Below are 16374 nucleotides of genomic sequence, written 5' to 3' on the forward strand. Positions count from 1 at the left end.
AATGTCCATGAAAGGCACGGGCTTCGGTGCGTCAAGAACCCAATAATATAAGTGTTGTATGTGAGCGGTAACGACAAGGGTACGTGTGAATCGAGACGGCTCACCGCCGCGTCACGCCAGAACGCGGAATTCCGGCTCCGGCCGGGCGAGCAACTCGGCTCGCAACGCTTCCACCACCGCCGTGTCGCGCTTCGCGCGGGGCAGGGGGACGGGCACCTCGGCGACGACGCGGCCGGGGGAGGGGGACAGCACCAGCAGGCGGTCGGCCAGCCCCAGCGCCTCGCGCAAATTGTGTGTGACGAACAGCACGGCGGTCGGTCGCCGTTCCAGCATGGTGACCAGCAGCGTGCGCAGGCGCTGAGCGGTCGGCTCGTCCAGCGAGACGAACGCCTCGTCCATCAGCAGCAGGTCGGGATCGACCACGAAGGCCCGCGCCAGCGCCACCCGCCGCGCCATGCCCAGCGAAAGCTGCTGCGGGAAGCGGTCGCCGCGGCCGGTCAGTTCCATGATGTCCAGCAACGCGTCGATCCGGTCGCTGTGCCGCTCCGCCTTCGGCAGCGCCAGGGCGATGTTCTCCCGCACCGTGCGCCAGGGCAGCAGGCGGGGGTCCTGGAACACGTAGCCGAGGGTGGACTCCCGGCCGTCGGCGCGCGGCCGGCGCTCGACCCGGCCGTCGAAGGCGCGGTCCAGACCGGCGGCGATGTTGAGCATCGTCGTCTTGCCGCAGCCCGACGGGCCGACCAGAGCCACCACCTCGTCCGGCGCCACGTCCAGGCGGACGTCGCGCAGGGCCTCGGTGGCGCCATAGCGCTTGGAGCGGATCTCAAGCCTCAGCGCGCACCGCCCGCCAGCGCAGGAGCCGGGACTCGACGGGCTGGAGGACCGCGTACTCCAGGACCTGGACCACGGCCACAAAGGCGATCGTGTAAGCGAGAATCCCTGCGACATCGAACATCTGGAAAAAGAGGTTGATCTGGAACCCCACCCCGTCGCTGCGCCCCAGCATCTCGACCACCAGCACGATCTTCCAGATCAGCGCCAGGCCGGAGCGGGCCGCCGCGGCGAAGTAGGGCGTGAGTTGCGGCAGCAGGACATGGCGCAGCCGGTCCATCGGCGTGAAGCGGTAGACCTGGGCCAGCTCCCAATAGCGCTCGTCGGCGGCGCGGGCGCCCTCGCGCACCAGCACGACCACGTTGGGGATCTTGTTGACGGCGACGGCGCCGATGGCCGCCGCCTCGCTCAGGCCGAACCACACATAGGCCAGCACGATGACCACCAGCGCCGGGATGTTGAGGAACAGCACCAGCCACGGCCCGAACAGCCGGTCAGCGCCGCGCGAGCGGCCGAGCAGCATCCCCAGCGCCCCGCCCACCGCCATCGCCAGCACGAACGACGCCGCGACGCGCAGCAGTGTGATGCCGAGGTGGTGCAGCAGCGCCCCATCCGCCGTCTCGCGCAGCAGAACGGTGAACACCACATCAGGGCCGGGCAGCACCCGGCTGCCGGCGTGCAGCGCCGCGGCCTGCCACAGCACCAGCAGCAACGCGATGGACAGCAGCGGGATGGCGGTGCGGTTCATGGCTCAGTAACGTGCGGACGGCCAGAACGTGCCGTCCGGCAGGGTGGGTGAGTCGCCGACCAGTTGCCGCCCGCCGAGCTTGGCGAGCAGGGCGTAGAGCCGCGCCGCCTCCGCCCGCTCTGCGTCGCCCCAGTGGGCGGGGATGCCGGCGCGGTAGCGGTCGCGCAGGCGCGCCCAGGTCGCGTCGTCCTCCGCCTGCATCAGCGGCTTTAGCCGCTCCCAAGCCGCGTCGGACGTGGCGAGGAGTTCCTCGGCGCGGTGGGAGGCGGCGAGGAAGCCGGCCAGCAGCGCCGGGTTGGCCTCGGCCCAATCCTGTCGGAAGGTGAAGCCGACGGACGGCACGGTGGCCGTGGCGCCCAGCCCGCGCATCAGATCCTCCACGCCGATCACCGGGCGCATGCCCTGCGCTTCCAGCCGGGCGGCATAGGGCCAGAAATTGAGCACGGCGTCGAGTTCGCCGGACGCGATCTTCTGGTTCAGCAGCGGCGGTGCGGCGAAGATCGGCTTGGTGTCGGCGTCCAGATCCAGGCCGTGGCGGTCGCGGGCATAAGCCTTGAGCAGCAGCCAGCTCTTGTCGATGGGGCTGCCCGCCACGCCGATGCGCGTGCCGCGCAGGTCGGCGACGCTGGCGATGGGCGACTTGGCTGGCACCATCAGCGTGCCGACCGCGGCGGAATGCGGGATGAAGGACAAGGGCTCCCCCGCCGCACGCTGGCGCGCCACCCACAGCCAGTCGGAGAGGATCATGTCCACCCCCTTGGCCTGCAAGGCGACCTGGGTCGCCTGATTGCTGGCAAGCTCGACCAATTTCAGCGTGAAGCCGGCGGCCTCGTCGAACTTGTTGTGGCGGATGGTGTCCAGTTCCCAACTGGCGGTGCCGAACTTCAGCACGCCGACCGTTAGCGTCGGCCGCTCTGCCGCCATGGCGGGCGCCGACAGGCTCGCCAGCAGCGCAAACGCCGCAGCCGCCAACCGTCTCAGAAAGCCACCATTCATGTGCGTTTCCCCCGAAGCCCTTTAGGGTATCAGGTAGTGCCGCAGTGGCGGAATTGGACCTTCGGGCAACTTGACCGTCAGAGTTTGCGGACCCGCACGCGGTTGTCGTGGAAGGCGGCGCCGCCAAGGGGGGCGACGGCGTCGGCCCCCGTCAGCGTGTTGATGCCGCGCCCGCCCTCATGCGCGCGGTTCGGCCAGATCGACTCCGCGACCGCCACGCCGCGGCGCACGCCGTCGAACAGCCGGGCGTGCAGGATGACCGCGCCACGCCCGTTCGCCACCTCGACCGCATCGCCGTGGGCGATGCCCAGCGGCCGGGCGTCGTCGGGGTGCAGGAGCAGCGATGGGCGCTCCTCCCGACCTTGCGAGCTGGGCGTCTCGGTGAACGAGCTGTTGAGGAAATTGCGCGCCGGGGCGGTGACCAGACGGAAGGGGTGCTCGTCGTCGGCCTCCTCGATGGCTGCCCAATGGTCGGGGTAGACGGGCAGCGAGTCACCCGGCCACTCGGGCCGGAAACGGAAACGTCCGTCCGGCCAGCCAAAGCCGTCGACGTAATGCGCCGTCTCGAAATCCGGCTGCACGTCGTGGAAACGAGCGGCTTCCAACGCCTCCAGTGTGCCCCAGCCGGAGCGGCGCAGCGTGGCATCGATCACCTCGCGCTCGGTCATGCGGAAGCCGGGGTGGTGGTCCACGCCCAGCCGGGCGGCCAGTGCGGCGATCACCGCGTGGTTCGGGCGGCATTCACCGGGCGGGTCGATCAGCTTCGGCCCGAGCAGGATGTGCTGGTGGCCGCCGGCCTGATAGAGGTCGTCGTGCTCCATGAACATGGTCGCCGGCAGCACGATGTCGGCCATGCGCGCCGTCTCGGTCAGGAACTGCTCGTGCACGCAGGTGAACAGATCCTCGCGGGCGAAGCCGCGGCGCACGCGGGTCTGGTCGGGCGCCACGGTCACCGGGTTGGTGTTCTGGATCAGCAGGGCGGTGACCGGCGGCCCGCCGGCAAGCGCGTCGGCGTCGCCGTCCAAAATCGGGCCGATGCGCGACTGGTCGAGCGTGCGCACGGACGGGTCGCGCAGATCGAGCCCCTCGATGAGCGTCTTGTCCCAGTGGTAGATGCCGCTGTTGGTGTGGAAGGCGCCGCCGCCCTCCACCCGCCACGCGCCGGTGACCGCGGGGATGCTCAGCGCCGCGTGCATGTTCACCGCACCGTTGCGCGACCGCGTGAAGCCGTAGCCGAGCCGGAAGAAGCTGCGCTTGGTGCGGCCGACCAGATGGGCGAAAGCCTCGATGTCGGCGGCGGGGAGCCCGGTGATGGCCTCGGCCCACGCCGGGGTGCGCGATGCCAGATGCGCCTCCAACCCCTGCGGATCGTCGGTGTGGCTGGCGAGGTAGTCGCGGTCGGCCAAGCCGTCGCGAAACAGCACATGCATCACCGCGCAGGCCAGGGCGCCGTCCGTGCCGGGCCGGATCAGCAGCGGGATGTCGGCCTGCTCCATGGTCGGCGTGCGGTAGACGTCCACCACCGCGATCTTCGCCCCGCGCTCCTTGCGGGCGCGCACGGCGTGGGTCATCACGTTGACCTGGGTGGACACGGCGTTGGTGCCCCAGATCACGACGAGGTCGGATTTCGCCATCTCGCGCGGATCGGCGCCGGCAAGGCGGCCGGTGCCCGCCATGTACCCGGCCCACGCCGGCGCGGTGCAGATGGTCCCGTAAAAGCCCGAATAGCGCTTGGCGTGCCGCAGCCGGTTGATGCCGTCGCGCTGCACCAGACCCATGGTGCCGGCGTAGTAGTACGGCCACACGGTTTCCGGCCCGAAGCGCCGCTCCGCTTCCAGAAAGCGCTCGGCCACGATGTCCAGCGCGTCGTCCCAGGAGATCGGCGCGAAGTCGCCCGATCCCTTCGCCCCGGTGCGGCGCAGCGGCTGGGTCAGCCGGTCGGGGTGGTGGATGCGCTCGGCGTAGCGCGCCACCTTGGCGCAGATCACGCCAGCCGTGTAGCTGTTGTCCGCCGCCCCGCGCACGCGGCCGATGCGGGTGCCGTCGATGACCTCCACCTCAAGGGCGCAGACGGACGGGCAATCGTGCGGGCAGGCGGACGCGCGGGTGTGCAGGGCGGGCTTCAACGGCGGACACTCCTTGTTCCGGCCAAAGTCATACGATGGCCGACGGAATTCAACCCCCGTATCCGCATCAGGCCACTGGGGATCCCTCCGCGGGCCGGCACGGAGCGGACACCGGAGTGACCGCGGTCTCGCGCAGGCGCACGGCGCCGTTGGCCCGTTCCAGCACCAGCTTGCGCTGGTGGTGCGCTTCCAGGCTGAGGTGGCTGCCGATGGTCAGCAGAGTCGCCTTCGAGAATTCCTCGTCGAGCAGGCGCAGCATCTCCTCCTCGCCGTAGGGGTCGAGGGCGTCGGTGGCGTCCTCTATGAAGATCCAGTCCGGCCGGCGGATCAGCAGGCGGGCGAAGCCCAGGCGCTGCCGCTCGGCCACCGCCAGTTCCTCGTCCCAGGTGGTCTCCTCGTCCAGGCGGTCGGCCAGATGCTCCAGCCCGACGCGCTTCAGCGCCGCCTTGGCCTCGTCATCGCTGACCTTCTCCGGCCCGACCGGGTAGCTGAGCGCCGCCCGCAACGGGCCGCGCGGCAGGTACGGGCGTTCCGGCATGAAGAAGACGCGCGTGTGGGCCGGCAACGCGATGCGGCCCTGACCCCATGGCCACACCCGCGCGACCGCGCGGAACAGCCGGACCGCCGCCCCCGGATCGCCGACGATCAGCACGCGCTCGCCGGGCTGGACCTCCAGGTCGAACGGCTTGATGACGATCCGGCCATCGGGTTCGGCCAGGGCGACGTTGTGGAACGACAGCGAGTGCTCGGCGTCCGAACGGTCGACGACGATGCGCTCCGTCCCTTCGCCGCCGACCTCGCGGTCGAGGCGGGCCAGCGCGTCCTGCAGGCTCAGTACGCGTTCGACCGAGGCCTTCCACTCCGCGGCGCGCGGCAGATTGTCGATGGGCCAGGACAGCGCCGCGACAGTCTGCTGGAAGGCCTGCGCCGTCTGCATCAGCATGCCCAGCGAGATCGCCCCGGAGATGTAGCGCGGCGCCGCCACCAGGATCGGGAAGGCGGCGGACAGCACCGAATAGGTGGCGCTGAACACCATCATGTTGGCCAGCGCGCGGGTCTGCCCGGTCCAGCCCGTGCGCACGCCCTGCAACAGCTCCACCAACTGGGAGCGCTCCTGGGACTCGCCGTGCAGCAGGGCGATGGCTGGGGCGTTCTCGCGCACCCGAGCGAGGCCGAAGCGGAAGGACGCCTCACGGCCCTGCCGGTGGTTGACCGCGTTCACCAGCGGCTGCCCAACGACCATGGCGATGGTGGTGCCGGCCGCGGCGTAGAGCAGGGCGATGTAGAGCAGGTAGCCGGGCACCGTGAACGTGCTGCCGAACACCGTCACCTCCGGCGCGCCCGAGAGCATCCACAGGATGTTGGTGAAGCTGATCAGCAGCATCACGCAATAGGTCAGCGAGTGGCCGAGGTCGATGGCGACCTCGGTGGCGATGCGGATGTCCTCGGCGATGCGGCCATCGGGGTTGTCGTGGTCACCGGGCAGATAGGTGATCTGGTGGTGCCGGCCGCGCGACAGCCAATCATCCAGCAGATTCTGCGTCAGCCACTGCCGCCAGCCGAATTGCAGCCGCCGTTTGACCTGGAGGTGCAGGGTGACGATCACGATGTTGAAGACGATAATGGCGCCGACCGCGCCGATCATCAGCAGAAAACCATCCATGGAGCGCTGTTCGAGCGCGTCGAACAGCCGCTCGCTCCACAGATTGATCAGCACCGGCACGGTGACCTGACCCATGGTCAGCACCAGCAGCGCCGCCGCCATCAGGCGCACCGTCCATTTCCGCTCGCTGCACCAATAGCCCCGGACGAGGCCTAGGAACCGGCCGAAGAATCCTGGCTTCGGCTGATCTGGTGCGCTGTCTGGTGCGCTGGTCGGCATTACCGGCTCCGGTCCCATCGATGTATGTCCAACCTATACCAATGGAGTACCGAAGGAAGCGTTGATGCCGAATTTTTATCTCAAAACTGTTCCACGATGCGGCCGGCCTTCGCCGTCGCGCTGAGGAAGCGGTAGCTGTCCTTGGGCGTGCGTTGCAGGGTGTCGTAATCGACCCGCACGATGCCGAATCGCTTGTCCAGCCCGTACGCCCATTCGAAGTTGTCGAGCAGGCTCCAGCACAAATAGCCCTTGACGTTGCAGCCCTCCGCCGTGGCGCGGGCGACCGACTCCAGATGGTCGCGGAAGAAGGCGACGCGCTCGGAATCATGGATTTGTCCATCGGCGTCCACCACGTCCACATAGGCCGAGCCGTTCTCGGCGATGTAGACGGCGGGGTTGTCGTAGTCGCGCTTCAGCTCGGTCAGCAGATCGTACAGGCCGTCGGGCTGCACCGGCCACGCCATGGCGGTCCAGCGGTCGCAATGCGCGTCGCCCCACCAGACGTCGAAGGGGTGCCCCTCTTCGTGCTTCATGGTCATGCGCGAGTAGTAGTTGATGCCCAGCAGGTCGATGGGATAGCGAATCGCCGCCTCGTCGCCGGGCAGCACGAAGGACCGCATCTTCTCGGCGAGCAGCGCCGGGATCTGCCCGCGCAGCACGCCGTCGAGGTTGACGCGGTTCCACACCGCGTCCCAGCGAGCGGCGGCGGCGACGTCCTCGGGCTTGTCGGACTCGGCCCGGCAGGGCTGAAGGTTCAGCACGGTGCCGAGCGTCAGGCCGGAATGCTCGGCGGCGATGGCGCGCAGCGCCGCCCCCTGGGCAAGGTTCTGGTGGTGCAGCGCGCGGAGCATGCCTTGTTCGCCAAGCTTGTGGCCGGGCGCGTGCTCGCCGACGCCGTAGCCGAAGATCGCCACGACGTTGGGCTCGTTCAGCATCATCCAGTCCTTCACCCGGTCGGCGAGGCGGTTGGCGACGATGCGCGCGTACTCGGCGAACGGGCCGACGATCTCGCGGCCCTGCCAGCCGCCGGCGTCCTCCAGCGGTTGCGGCAGATCCCAGTGGTACAGGCAGGCCATCGGCCGGATACCGGCGGCCAGCAGGCCATCGACCAGCCGGTCGTAGAAATCCAGGCCCTTCTCATTGATGGCCCCGGTGCCGGTGGGCAGGATGCGCGGCCACGCGAGGGAGAAGCGGTAGGCGTTGAAGCCCGCGTCCTTGATGAGCGCCACGTCCTCCGGCCAGCGGTGATAGTGGTCGCACGCCTTGGCGGCGCTGGTGCCGTCCTGGATCTTGCCGGCCGCCGTGAAGGTGTCCCACACGCACGGCCCACGGCCGTCGGCGTCGAGCGCGCCCTCGATCTGGTAGGAGGAGGTCGAGGCGCCCCACAGGAAATCCTTGGGGAAAGTGTTGACGGCCATGACATGTCCCTCGCTGGAGAATTTGGTTTTGGGCGGCTAGACACACCGCCGGATGTACGGCTTGTTCGCCTCCCACAGCTCGTCGAGGATCTGCACGGCGGCGGTGGAGGAGGTGATGACCGGGTCGATGAGCAGGGCTTGCAGCGCCAACTCCTTCGACGCGTGCACCGCCGCCTCGACGGCCAGTTGCTGCACGCCGGCCTGCACCGTCAGCAGCTTGGCGATGGGGTCGGGCAGTGGGCCGAGCGACACCGGATGGACACCGGCTGCATCCGCCATCAGCGGCACCTCGACCGCCAGATCAGCCGGCAGGTTGGGGATGACTCCCCGATTGTAGACGATGGCGGATTCGATGAAGCGCTTCTCGTTGTGCAGAATGCCCTCGATCACCGCGACCGCGCGCTCGCCCCAGGACGGCTTGGTCCAGTCGTCGGGGATCGGCTTCGAGCCGTCGATGACGCCGTCCATCAGGTCCTTGAGGATGACCCGCCCGCGCTCGTCCTCGTCGAAGTTGAAGCCGTGCTCGCCGGCCTCCCAGCCGTAGGGCAGGTACTCGCCGGTGTGGTCGTCGCTGCACGTCGGCCACAGGCCGAAGGCGTGGAACAGCCGGCGCGCCAGCGGCGTGAAGGACGGGTCGTGCGTCGCCTCGCGCTCGCGCAGCAGCGGGTAGAGATCGCGGCCCGTCGCCCTTTCGCGGATGTGCATCAGCCATTGGAAATGGTTGAGCCCGGCGCCCCAGACGTCGATCTCCGGCTCCTTCATGCCGAGGATCTGGGCGATGAACCAGCGCGCCAGGAAGATGCCGTGGCACAGGCCGATGGCCTTGATCGGGCTGTACTTGCCCAGGCCCATGATCACCCGGCTCTCAGGGTTCGAGAGGTTGATGAACAGCGCGTTCGGGCACAGCTCCTCGATGTCGCGGGCGAAGTCGAAGATCAGCGGCAGCGTGCGCAGCGTGAAGAACAGCCCGCCGGGGCCGCCGTTCTCGCCCAGCGTGTGGCGGATGCCGTACTTCTTCGGCACCTCGAAATCCAGCTTCCACAGCCGGTTGCGGTCGATGGCGATGGCGTTGAGGACGAAGTCGGCCCCCACAAGCGCGGCGCGGCGGTCGGTCGTCGTCTCGATGACGATCCCGGCCTCGCCCCGGCGGTTCAGCACACGGCCCAATGCCGCCATGCGCTCCAGCGCGTCGGTGTTGGTGTCCACCAGCGTCAGCGTGCAGCCCGCCAGCGCCTTGGTGGTGAACAGATCCTGGAACAGGCTGAGCCCGAAAGCGGCGCTGCCGGCGCCGATGAAGACGATTTTGCCGATGTTCGCCATGGCTATTCCTCCCCGGCGGTCCGCGCCGCCTTGATCAGTGCAGCGTACCAGCGCGCCGACGCCTTCGGTGTGCGTTTCAGCGTTTCGAAGTCCACATGGACGATGCCGAACCGGCTGCCGTACCCCGTGCCCCACTCGAAGTTGTCGAGCAGCGACCAGACGAAATAGCCGCGCACGTCGGCGCCCTCGCGCATCGCGGCGCGCATGGCCTCGTTGTAGATGGTCAGGTAGGCGATGCGGTGCGGGTCGTTGACCTGCCCCTCGGCATCCACCACGTCGCTGCCGCCGCAGCCGTTCTCGGTGACGACGATGGGCATGCGGTAGGTGCGGGCGATGTCCACCAGCTCTTCCCGGAAAGCATCGGGGAAGATCGCCCAGCCGACGCCATAAGTCGGCGAATCGGCCGGCGCGTCGCCCCACCAATAGCCCCAGGTGCTGGTCGGATCCGCCTTGGCGAAGATCGGGCCGTAGTGATTGAGCCCGAACCAGTCCACCGGCCGGCAGATCCGCGCCATGTCACCGGCCTGCACATACGGCTCGATGGCCTCGGCCAGCCGTGGCGAGTAATGCCCCAGCAGTTGCGGGTCGGGGAAGGCGCGGTTCCAGTGCTCGTCTAGCAGGGCGGCGGGCTCTACGTTCTCCTCGCGGCCATGCTCGGGCAGGATCTTCTGCCGGTTGTGGATGGCGCCGATGGAGGCGCCCGGCACCAGGGACCGCAGCACGTCCACCCCGGCGCCGTGCGCCAGATTGACGTGGTGGATGGCCTTGAGGTGCGCCGCGCGGTCGGTGATGCCCGGCGCCGCCCAGGGAATGGCATAGCCGAACAGCGTGAAGACGGAGAACTCGTTGAAGGTCGCCCAGCGCTTGACCCGGTCGCCGTAGCGCTTGGCGCACAGCGCCGCGTAATCGGCGTACCAGCCCGCGCAGTCGCGGCTGGTCCAGCCGCCGAGGTCGTGCAACGCCTGCGGCAGATCCCAGTGGTACAGGCAGACCCACGGCTCGATGCCGTTCTCCAGCAACCGGTCGATGAGCCGGTCGTAGAAGGCGAGCCCCTTCTCGTTCACCGCGCCGCGCCCGCGCGGCAGCACCCGCGGCCACGCGATGGAGAATCGGTAGGCATCGACGCCGATGGTCTTCATCAGCGCCACGTCTTCCGGCCACCGGTGGTAGTGGTCGCACGCCACGTCGGCGTTGCTGCCGTCGCCGATGCCGCCCTTCAGCTTGCAGCGCGTGTCCCAGATGCTGGCGCCGCGGCCGTCCTCGTTCACCGCTCCCTCGACCTGATAAGCCGAGGTGGAGACGCCCCAGACGAAGTCTTCAGGCAATCCGGCGGTCACGAGGTTCGTGGGCATGGAATCCTCCGCGCGTGTACACCTTATGGTAATAGGCGGATGGTAAATGGATGATGAAGCAGGCATCACCTGCCTGCGTTTTGAGCGGAGCCGCACGTCATGGTGACCGACATCGCCTTTCCCGCCGGCTTTCTGTGGGGCGCCTCGACGTCCGCCTATCAGGTGGAGGGCGCCGCGTCCGAGGACGGGCGCGGCCCGAGCATCTGGGACACCTTCTGCCGAATGAAGGGCCGGGTGGACAACGGCGACTCCGGCGACGTGGCGTGCGACCATTACCACCGCTATCGCGACGACGTGCGGCTGATGGCGGACCTGGGGGCGCGCGCCTACCGCTTCTCCATCGCGTGGCCGCGGGTGCTGCCGCGCGGGCGCGGCGCGGTGAACGAGAAGGGGCTCGCCTTCTACGACCGCCTCATCGACGCCCTGTTGGAAAGCGGCATCGAGCCGTGGGCCTGTCTCTATCATTGGGACCTGCCGCAGGCGCTCCATGACCTGGGCGGCTGGGCCAATCGCGATTGCGCGGGCTGGTTCGCCGATTACGCCACCCTGTGCGCCAAGCGCTACGGCGACCGCGTCAAGCATTGGGCGACCTTCAACGAGCCCTCGGTGCACACCATCTTCGGCTACGCGTTCGGCTGGGGCGCCCCCAGCATCGCCGACCGCGCGACTCACCTGAAGGTGATGCACACCGTCAATCTCGCGCACGGCGCCGGGGTGGACGTTCTGCGGTCCCTGGTGCCGGGCGCCTCCATCGGCGCCATCCACAGCCACCAGCCCTGCCGGTCCGAACGCGACGACCCCGAATGCCGGGAAGCCTGCGCGCTGTTCGACGAGTTGTGGAACCGCGCCTTCCCCGATCCGCAGATTCTCGGCCACTACCCGCCACGCCTCGCCGAGGCCATGGAGCCCTACGTTCAGGCCGGCGACATGGCGCGCATCGCCCGCCCGGTGGACTGGTTCGGCGTCAACCACTACGCGCCGATGTACGCCGCACCCAGCGACTGGATGGTCTGGGGCTGCGGCTTCGGCGCGCCACCCGACGACATGCCACGCAGCGACGTGGGCTGGCCGCTGGAACCGGCGGCCATGCGCGAGAACCTGCTGACCATCACCGAGCGCTACCGCCTGCCGATCTACGTCACCGAGAACGGCTACGGAGCGAAGTCGGAAACCGGACTGGAGGACACCCCGCGCGTGGATTACCTGCGCGCCAACATCGCCTCCATGGCCGATGCGTTGCGCGACGGGGTCGATGTGCGCGGCTATTTCGTCTGGTCGCTGCTCGACAACTTCGAGTGGGGCGGCGGCTACGGCTCGCGGTTCGGCATCGTCCACGTGGATTTCGAAACGCAGGCGCGCACGCCCAAGGCCTCGGCCCGCTGGTACTCGGCGCTGATCAAGGGAGTCTCGTAGGGCGGCAAAACCGGCCGAACGTCAGAAGGTCCCAGTCTTTTGTTCCGGTGTTCCTAATGGGCAAGAGTGTGCCAACATGTCGCAGTCCGGGGCATGAAAAGGCGTCCAGATGGAAAGCCGTCACAACCAGCCGCAGAGACACATCGTCCTGACCTCGCATCCCGGAGGGGCCAAGGCGCGCCACACGCCGGTGCACTGGGGCGCGGCCAGTGCGGCCGAGCGCGGGCCGGTGGTGGCCTCGCTCTCCGACCCCACGCACCGCAACGCCATCGGCGCGCACGCCGGCAGTTACGCGGTGTACCGGGCGCTGGCGGTGGCGGCCGGGCAGCTCAGCGCCTACCACGTGCCGGACCTGACCAACACCGCGCCGGCCGAGCCCATCGGGCCGCACCCGCAATGGTTCGATCCCGAGAAGATCGTCTCCATGGACCCCTTCGGCCACGCGGTCAGCGCGGTCTTCGCCGACCATCTGGAGCGCGGCGTCGACGTGCGCCCGACCATCGCGGTGACCAAGGCCCGCATCAAGATCCCCGAACTGGCCGAGGCCATGCAGGCCGGCCGCCTCAAGCCCGATGGACACATCCTGCTGCCCAGCGGCGACGCGCGGGTCACCAAGATCGCCATCGAGCCGGTGTGGTTCCTGCCCGGTGTCGCCACGCGCTTCGGCATCACCGAGAACGTCCTGCGCCGCGGCCTGTTCGAGCACACCGGCGGCATGTTCCCCGAACTGGTGACGCGCCCCGACCTCAAGGTCTTCCTGCCGCCGATCAACGGGCAGACCGTCTACATCCTCGGCGACATGGCGGCGATCACCGACCCCACGCGCAAGGTCGCCTGCCGCGTGCACGACGAGTGCAATGGCTCGGACGTCTTCGGCTCCGACATCTGCACCTGCCGGCCCTATCTGGCGCACGGCATCGAGGAGTGCATCCGCACCGCCCAGGACAACGGCGTCGGCCTGATCGTCTACAACCGGAAAGAGGGCCGGGCGCTGGGCGAGGTGACCAAGTTCCTGGTCTACAACGCCCGCAAGCGCCAGGCCGGCGGCGACCGGGCCGACGCCTATTTCGAGCGCACGGAGTGCGTGGCCGGCGTGCAGGACATGCGCTTTCAGGAGTTGATGCCCGACGTGTTCCACTGGCTGGGCGTCACGCGCATCGACCGCATGGTCTCCATGAGCAACATGAAGTCCGACGCGATCCGCCGCGCCGGCATCGAGATCGTCGAGCAGATCCCCATCCCAGACGAGCTGATCCCCGACGACGCCAAGGTCGAGATGGACGCCAAAAAGGCCGCCGGCTACTTCACCCCGACCGTCCCCACGGCGGAGGAACTGGCGCGCGCCAAGGGCCGGGGGCTGACGGATTGAGCCCCGCGCCCGACAGCGTCGCGTGGCTCCTGTCGGCCGACGCCGTGCGCGGGCGGGCGCACGCCCTGCTGGCCGTGGCCGGGCGCGGCGGTCTGGAGCATTTCGCTGTCAGGCTGGATCGGCTGGGCGAGACGGCCGACCTCGTGGCGCAGGTGACGCGCGACGCCTACCCGGATCTGGACGTGCCCTATCACAGCCGGTGGCGGCACTTCGTCGTGGACGGAGAGGACCGTTGGGCGGCCCAGGCGGCGCGGCTGGATTGGGCGGACGCCGACGAAGTGGCGCGCATCCGCTTCGACCTCGCGGTGACCAGCGTGCTGCTGGACGCCGGGGCAGGGGAACGCTGGCGCTACCGCGACGCCGGTGGTGTGGAACTGGCGCGCTCCGAAGGGCTGGCCGTTGCCAGCTTCGACATGTTCCGCCACGGGACCTTCTCCCGTTACCCGGAGTTCCAGCCGCTGCGGGCCGATGCGGAGGCGCTGGCCCGGCGGGACGAGGCCGCGCTCGCCCGCGGCTTTCAGGTGACGGGCGACAACCCGCTGGTCGGGCTGGAGGGGCGCGCGGCGCTGCTCCGCCGGCTCGGCGACGCCTTGACCGCAGCCCCGGACCTGTTCGGCCAGCCGGGGCGGGTGGGGAACCTCTACGACGCGTTGAAGGCACGCGCGGTGAACGGCGCGCTGCCGGCCTCGGCCATTCTGGAAGCGGTGCTGCGCGGCCTCGGGCCGATCTGGCCGGGGCGGATCGCGTTGGACGATGTCAATCTGGGCGACGTCTGGCGGCACCCTGTCGGCGGGTTGGTGCCGTTCCACAAGCTGTCGCAATGGCTGAGCTATTCGCTGGTCGAGCCGTTGGAGGATGCCGGCATCCGCGTCACCGGGCTGGACCGCCTGACCGGGCTGCCGGAATACCGCAACGGCGGGCTGCTGGTGGACACCGGCGTTCTGCTGCCCAAGACGGCCCGTATCCTCGCCGAACCGCTGGAGGTCGGCGACGAGGCGGTGGTCGAGTGGCGGGCCTTGACCGTGGCGCTGCTCGACCGGCTGGCCGAGGAAGTCCGCGCACGGCTTGGCGTGACGGCGGCGGCCTTCCCGCTCGCCAAGGTCTTGCAGGGCGGCACCTGGACGGCCGGCCGGATCATCGCCCGCCGCCTGCGCCCGGACGGCGGTCCGCCGATCCGCATCCACAGCGATGGCACCGTGTTCTGAAGGGGGAGGTCGAGCATGCCCATTCCCACGCTGACCGTAATCGACCACCCGCTGGTCCAGCACAAGCTGACCCTGCTGCGCCGTAAGGAAACCCCGACCGCCCGCTTCCACGAGGTGATGCGCGAGGTCTCCCAACTGATGGGCTACGAATTGACGCGCGACCTGCCCCTGGAGACCCGGCCGGTGGAGACGCCGCTCACCATTTTCGACGCGCCGATTCTCACCGGCAAGAAGCTGTGTCTGGTGTCGATCATGCGGGCGGGGCAGGGATTGCTGGACGGCATGCGCGACCTGCTGCCCTCGGCGCGCATCGGCCACATCGGGCTCTACCGCGACCAGGAAACGCTGACCCCCGTCGAGTACTTCTTCAAGGTGCCAGAGGACATCGAGGAGCGGCTGGTCATCCTGGTCGATCCCATGCTCGCCACCGGCCACACGGCGGAGGCGGCGGTGCACCGGCTGAAGGACGCGGGCGCGGTGTCCATCAAGCTGGCCGTGCTGGTGGCCGCACCCGAGGGGCTGCGCACCTTCTACGACGCGCACCCGGATGTGCCGGTCTACGCGGCGTCGGTGGACCGCCAGATCGACGGGCACGGCTACATCCTGCCCGGCCTGGGCGATGCCGGCGACCGGCTGTACGGAACGCGCTGAGAACCGTTCGATCAAGAAGAGGGGGAGCACAAATGGGGACGTGGGTCAGTGACAAGGCCGCCCGCCTGACGCGGCGCGCGGTGCTTTGTGGTGTGGCCGTTGCGGCGGTCGTGCTGGCCGGACCGGTATCTTCGGTCGCTTGGGCGCAATCCAAGATCAAGGTGGCCGGCGTCTACACGGTGCCCATCGAGCAGCAGTGGGTGAGCCGCATCCACACCGCGCTCAAGGCCGCCGAGGCGCGCGGCGACATCGAATATGTCTGGGCCGAATCGGTGGCCAACACCGACTACGAACGCGTCCTGCGCCAGTACGCCGAGGGCGGCCAGCAGCTGATCTTCGGCGAGGTGTTCGGCGTCGAGCGCGCCGCCCGCACCGCCGCCAAGGACTATCCGAAGACCGCCTTCGTCATGGGCTCCAGCTTCCAGCCGCAGGAGCCGAATTTCTCGGTCTTCGACAACTACATTCAGGAACCGGCCTACCTGACCGGCATGATTGCGGGTGCCATGACCAAGTCGAACGTGATCGGCATGGTCGGCGGCTACCCGATCCCCGAGGTGAACCGCCTGATGAACGCCTTCATGGACGGCGCCAGGGAGGTGAACCCCAAGGTGAAGTTCGCGGTCAGCTTCATCGGTTCGTGGTTTGACCCGCCCAAGGCCAAGGAGGCCGCCTTCGCCATGATCGACCGCGGCGCCGACGTGATGTACGCCGAACGCTTCGGCGTCTCCGACGCCGCCAAAGAGCGCAAGGTCCTGGCCATCGGCAACGTTATCAACACGCAGCCGCAGTACCCGGAAACGGTGGTCGCCAGCGCCTTGTGGCACATGGAGCCGTCGGTTGACCGCGCCATCGCGGCGGTGAAGGCCGGCACCTACAAGGCCGAGGACTACGGCCCGTACAGCCTGATGAAGAACAAGGGCTCCAGCCTCGCCCCGCTCGGCACCTTCGAGGGCAAGGTGCCCGCCGACACCATGGCGAAGGTCAAGGCACGCGAGCAGGAGATCCGCGACGGGAAGGTCTCCGTGAAGGTCAACGACGCCGAGCCGAAGTCGACGATGTAGTT

General features: G+C 68.8%; 13 protein-coding genes. 5 read left to right on the top strand and 8 right to left on the bottom strand.

Translation table 11 applies throughout. The annotated features are described in order from the left end of the window. Nucleotides 1-111: 111 nt before the first annotated feature. From ACSVDD_RS00665 to ACSVDD_RS00700, 8 genes are all read right to left on the bottom strand, one after another. Nucleotides 112-915 (bottom strand): ABC transporter ATP-binding protein, encoded by an 804-nt coding sequence (locus ACSVDD_RS00665; protein WP_448187356.1) that lies wholly within the window; start codon nucleotides 913-915, stop codon nucleotides 112-114. After that, a complete protein-coding gene (locus ACSVDD_RS00670; RefSeq protein ID WP_448187357.1) occupies nucleotides 824-1579 on the bottom strand; it encodes an ABC transporter permease in 756 nt (251 codons plus the stop codon). The genes ACSVDD_RS00665 and ACSVDD_RS00670 overlap by 92 nt, the downstream gene beginning before the upstream one ends. Nucleotides 1580-1582: 3 nt before the next feature. Continuing rightward, on the bottom strand, nucleotides 1583-2575 hold the full coding sequence (locus ACSVDD_RS00675; RefSeq protein WP_448187358.1) for an ABC transporter substrate-binding protein: 993 nt from the start codon (nucleotides 2573-2575) through the stop codon (nucleotides 1583-1585). A 77-nt stretch (nucleotides 2576-2652) separates the two neighbouring features. After that, complete coding sequence (locus tag ACSVDD_RS00680; RefSeq protein ID WP_448187359.1) at nucleotides 2653-4701, bottom strand: molybdopterin-containing oxidoreductase family protein; 2049 nt, start codon at nucleotides 4699-4701, stop codon at nucleotides 2653-2655. A gap of 67 nt (nucleotides 4702-4768) precedes the next feature. Further along, the gene (locus ACSVDD_RS00685; RefSeq protein ID WP_448187360.1) at nucleotides 4769-6601 is read right to left on the bottom strand and encodes an ABC transporter ATP-binding protein/permease; all 1833 of its coding nucleotides are present in this window, start codon (nucleotides 6599-6601) and stop codon (nucleotides 4769-4771) included. Between the two features lie 62 nt (nucleotides 6602-6663). Next, the gene (locus ACSVDD_RS00690) at nucleotides 6664-8001 is read right to left on the bottom strand and encodes a GH1 family beta-glucosidase (RefSeq protein ID WP_448187361.1); all 1338 of its coding nucleotides are present in this window, start codon (nucleotides 7999-8001) and stop codon (nucleotides 6664-6666) included. Between the two features lie 36 nt (nucleotides 8002-8037). Further along, nucleotides 8038-9321 carry a family 4 glycosyl hydrolase gene (locus ACSVDD_RS00695; protein ID WP_448187362.1) on the bottom strand — a complete coding sequence of 428 codons (1284 nt, stop codon included), beginning with the start codon at nucleotides 9319-9321 and terminating at the stop codon, nucleotides 8038-8040. A 2-nt stretch (nucleotides 9322-9323) separates the two neighbouring features. After that, nucleotides 9324-10673, bottom strand: a complete 1350-nt coding sequence (locus ACSVDD_RS00700) for a GH1 family beta-glucosidase (protein ID WP_448187363.1) — start codon at nucleotides 10671-10673, stop codon at nucleotides 9324-9326. Between the two features lie 99 nt (nucleotides 10674-10772). Between ACSVDD_RS00700 and ACSVDD_RS00705 the strand changes: the two genes are divergently transcribed. From ACSVDD_RS00705 to ACSVDD_RS00725, 5 genes are all read left to right on the top strand, one after another. After that, entirely contained in the window at nucleotides 10773-12086 is a 1314-nt protein-coding gene (locus ACSVDD_RS00705) for a GH1 family beta-glucosidase (protein ID WP_448187364.1), read from the top strand. 109 nt (nucleotides 12087-12195) lie between these two features. Then, nucleotides 12196-13455 carry a GTP cyclohydrolase II gene (locus ACSVDD_RS00710; protein WP_448187365.1) on the top strand — a complete coding sequence of 420 codons (1260 nt, stop codon included), beginning with the start codon at nucleotides 12196-12198 and terminating at the stop codon, nucleotides 13453-13455. Next, nucleotides 13452-14660, top strand: a complete 1209-nt coding sequence (locus ACSVDD_RS00715) for a URC4/urg3 family protein (protein ID WP_448187366.1) — start codon at nucleotides 13452-13454, stop codon at nucleotides 14658-14660. The genes ACSVDD_RS00710 and ACSVDD_RS00715 overlap by 4 nt, the downstream gene beginning before the upstream one ends. Nucleotides 14661-14675: 15 nt before the next feature. Further along, nucleotides 14676-15311 carry a uracil phosphoribosyltransferase gene (upp, locus tag ACSVDD_RS00720; protein WP_448187367.1) on the top strand — a complete coding sequence of 212 codons (636 nt, stop codon included), beginning with the start codon at nucleotides 14676-14678 and terminating at the stop codon, nucleotides 15309-15311. A 32-nt stretch (nucleotides 15312-15343) separates the two neighbouring features. Beyond that, the gene (locus tag ACSVDD_RS00725; protein WP_448187368.1) at nucleotides 15344-16372 is read left to right on the top strand and encodes a BMP family protein; all 1029 of its coding nucleotides are present in this window, start codon (nucleotides 15344-15346) and stop codon (nucleotides 16370-16372) included. The last annotated feature ends 2 nt before the right edge of the window (nucleotides 16373-16374 follow it).

This window comes from Azospirillum terrae (assembly GCF_053470425.1).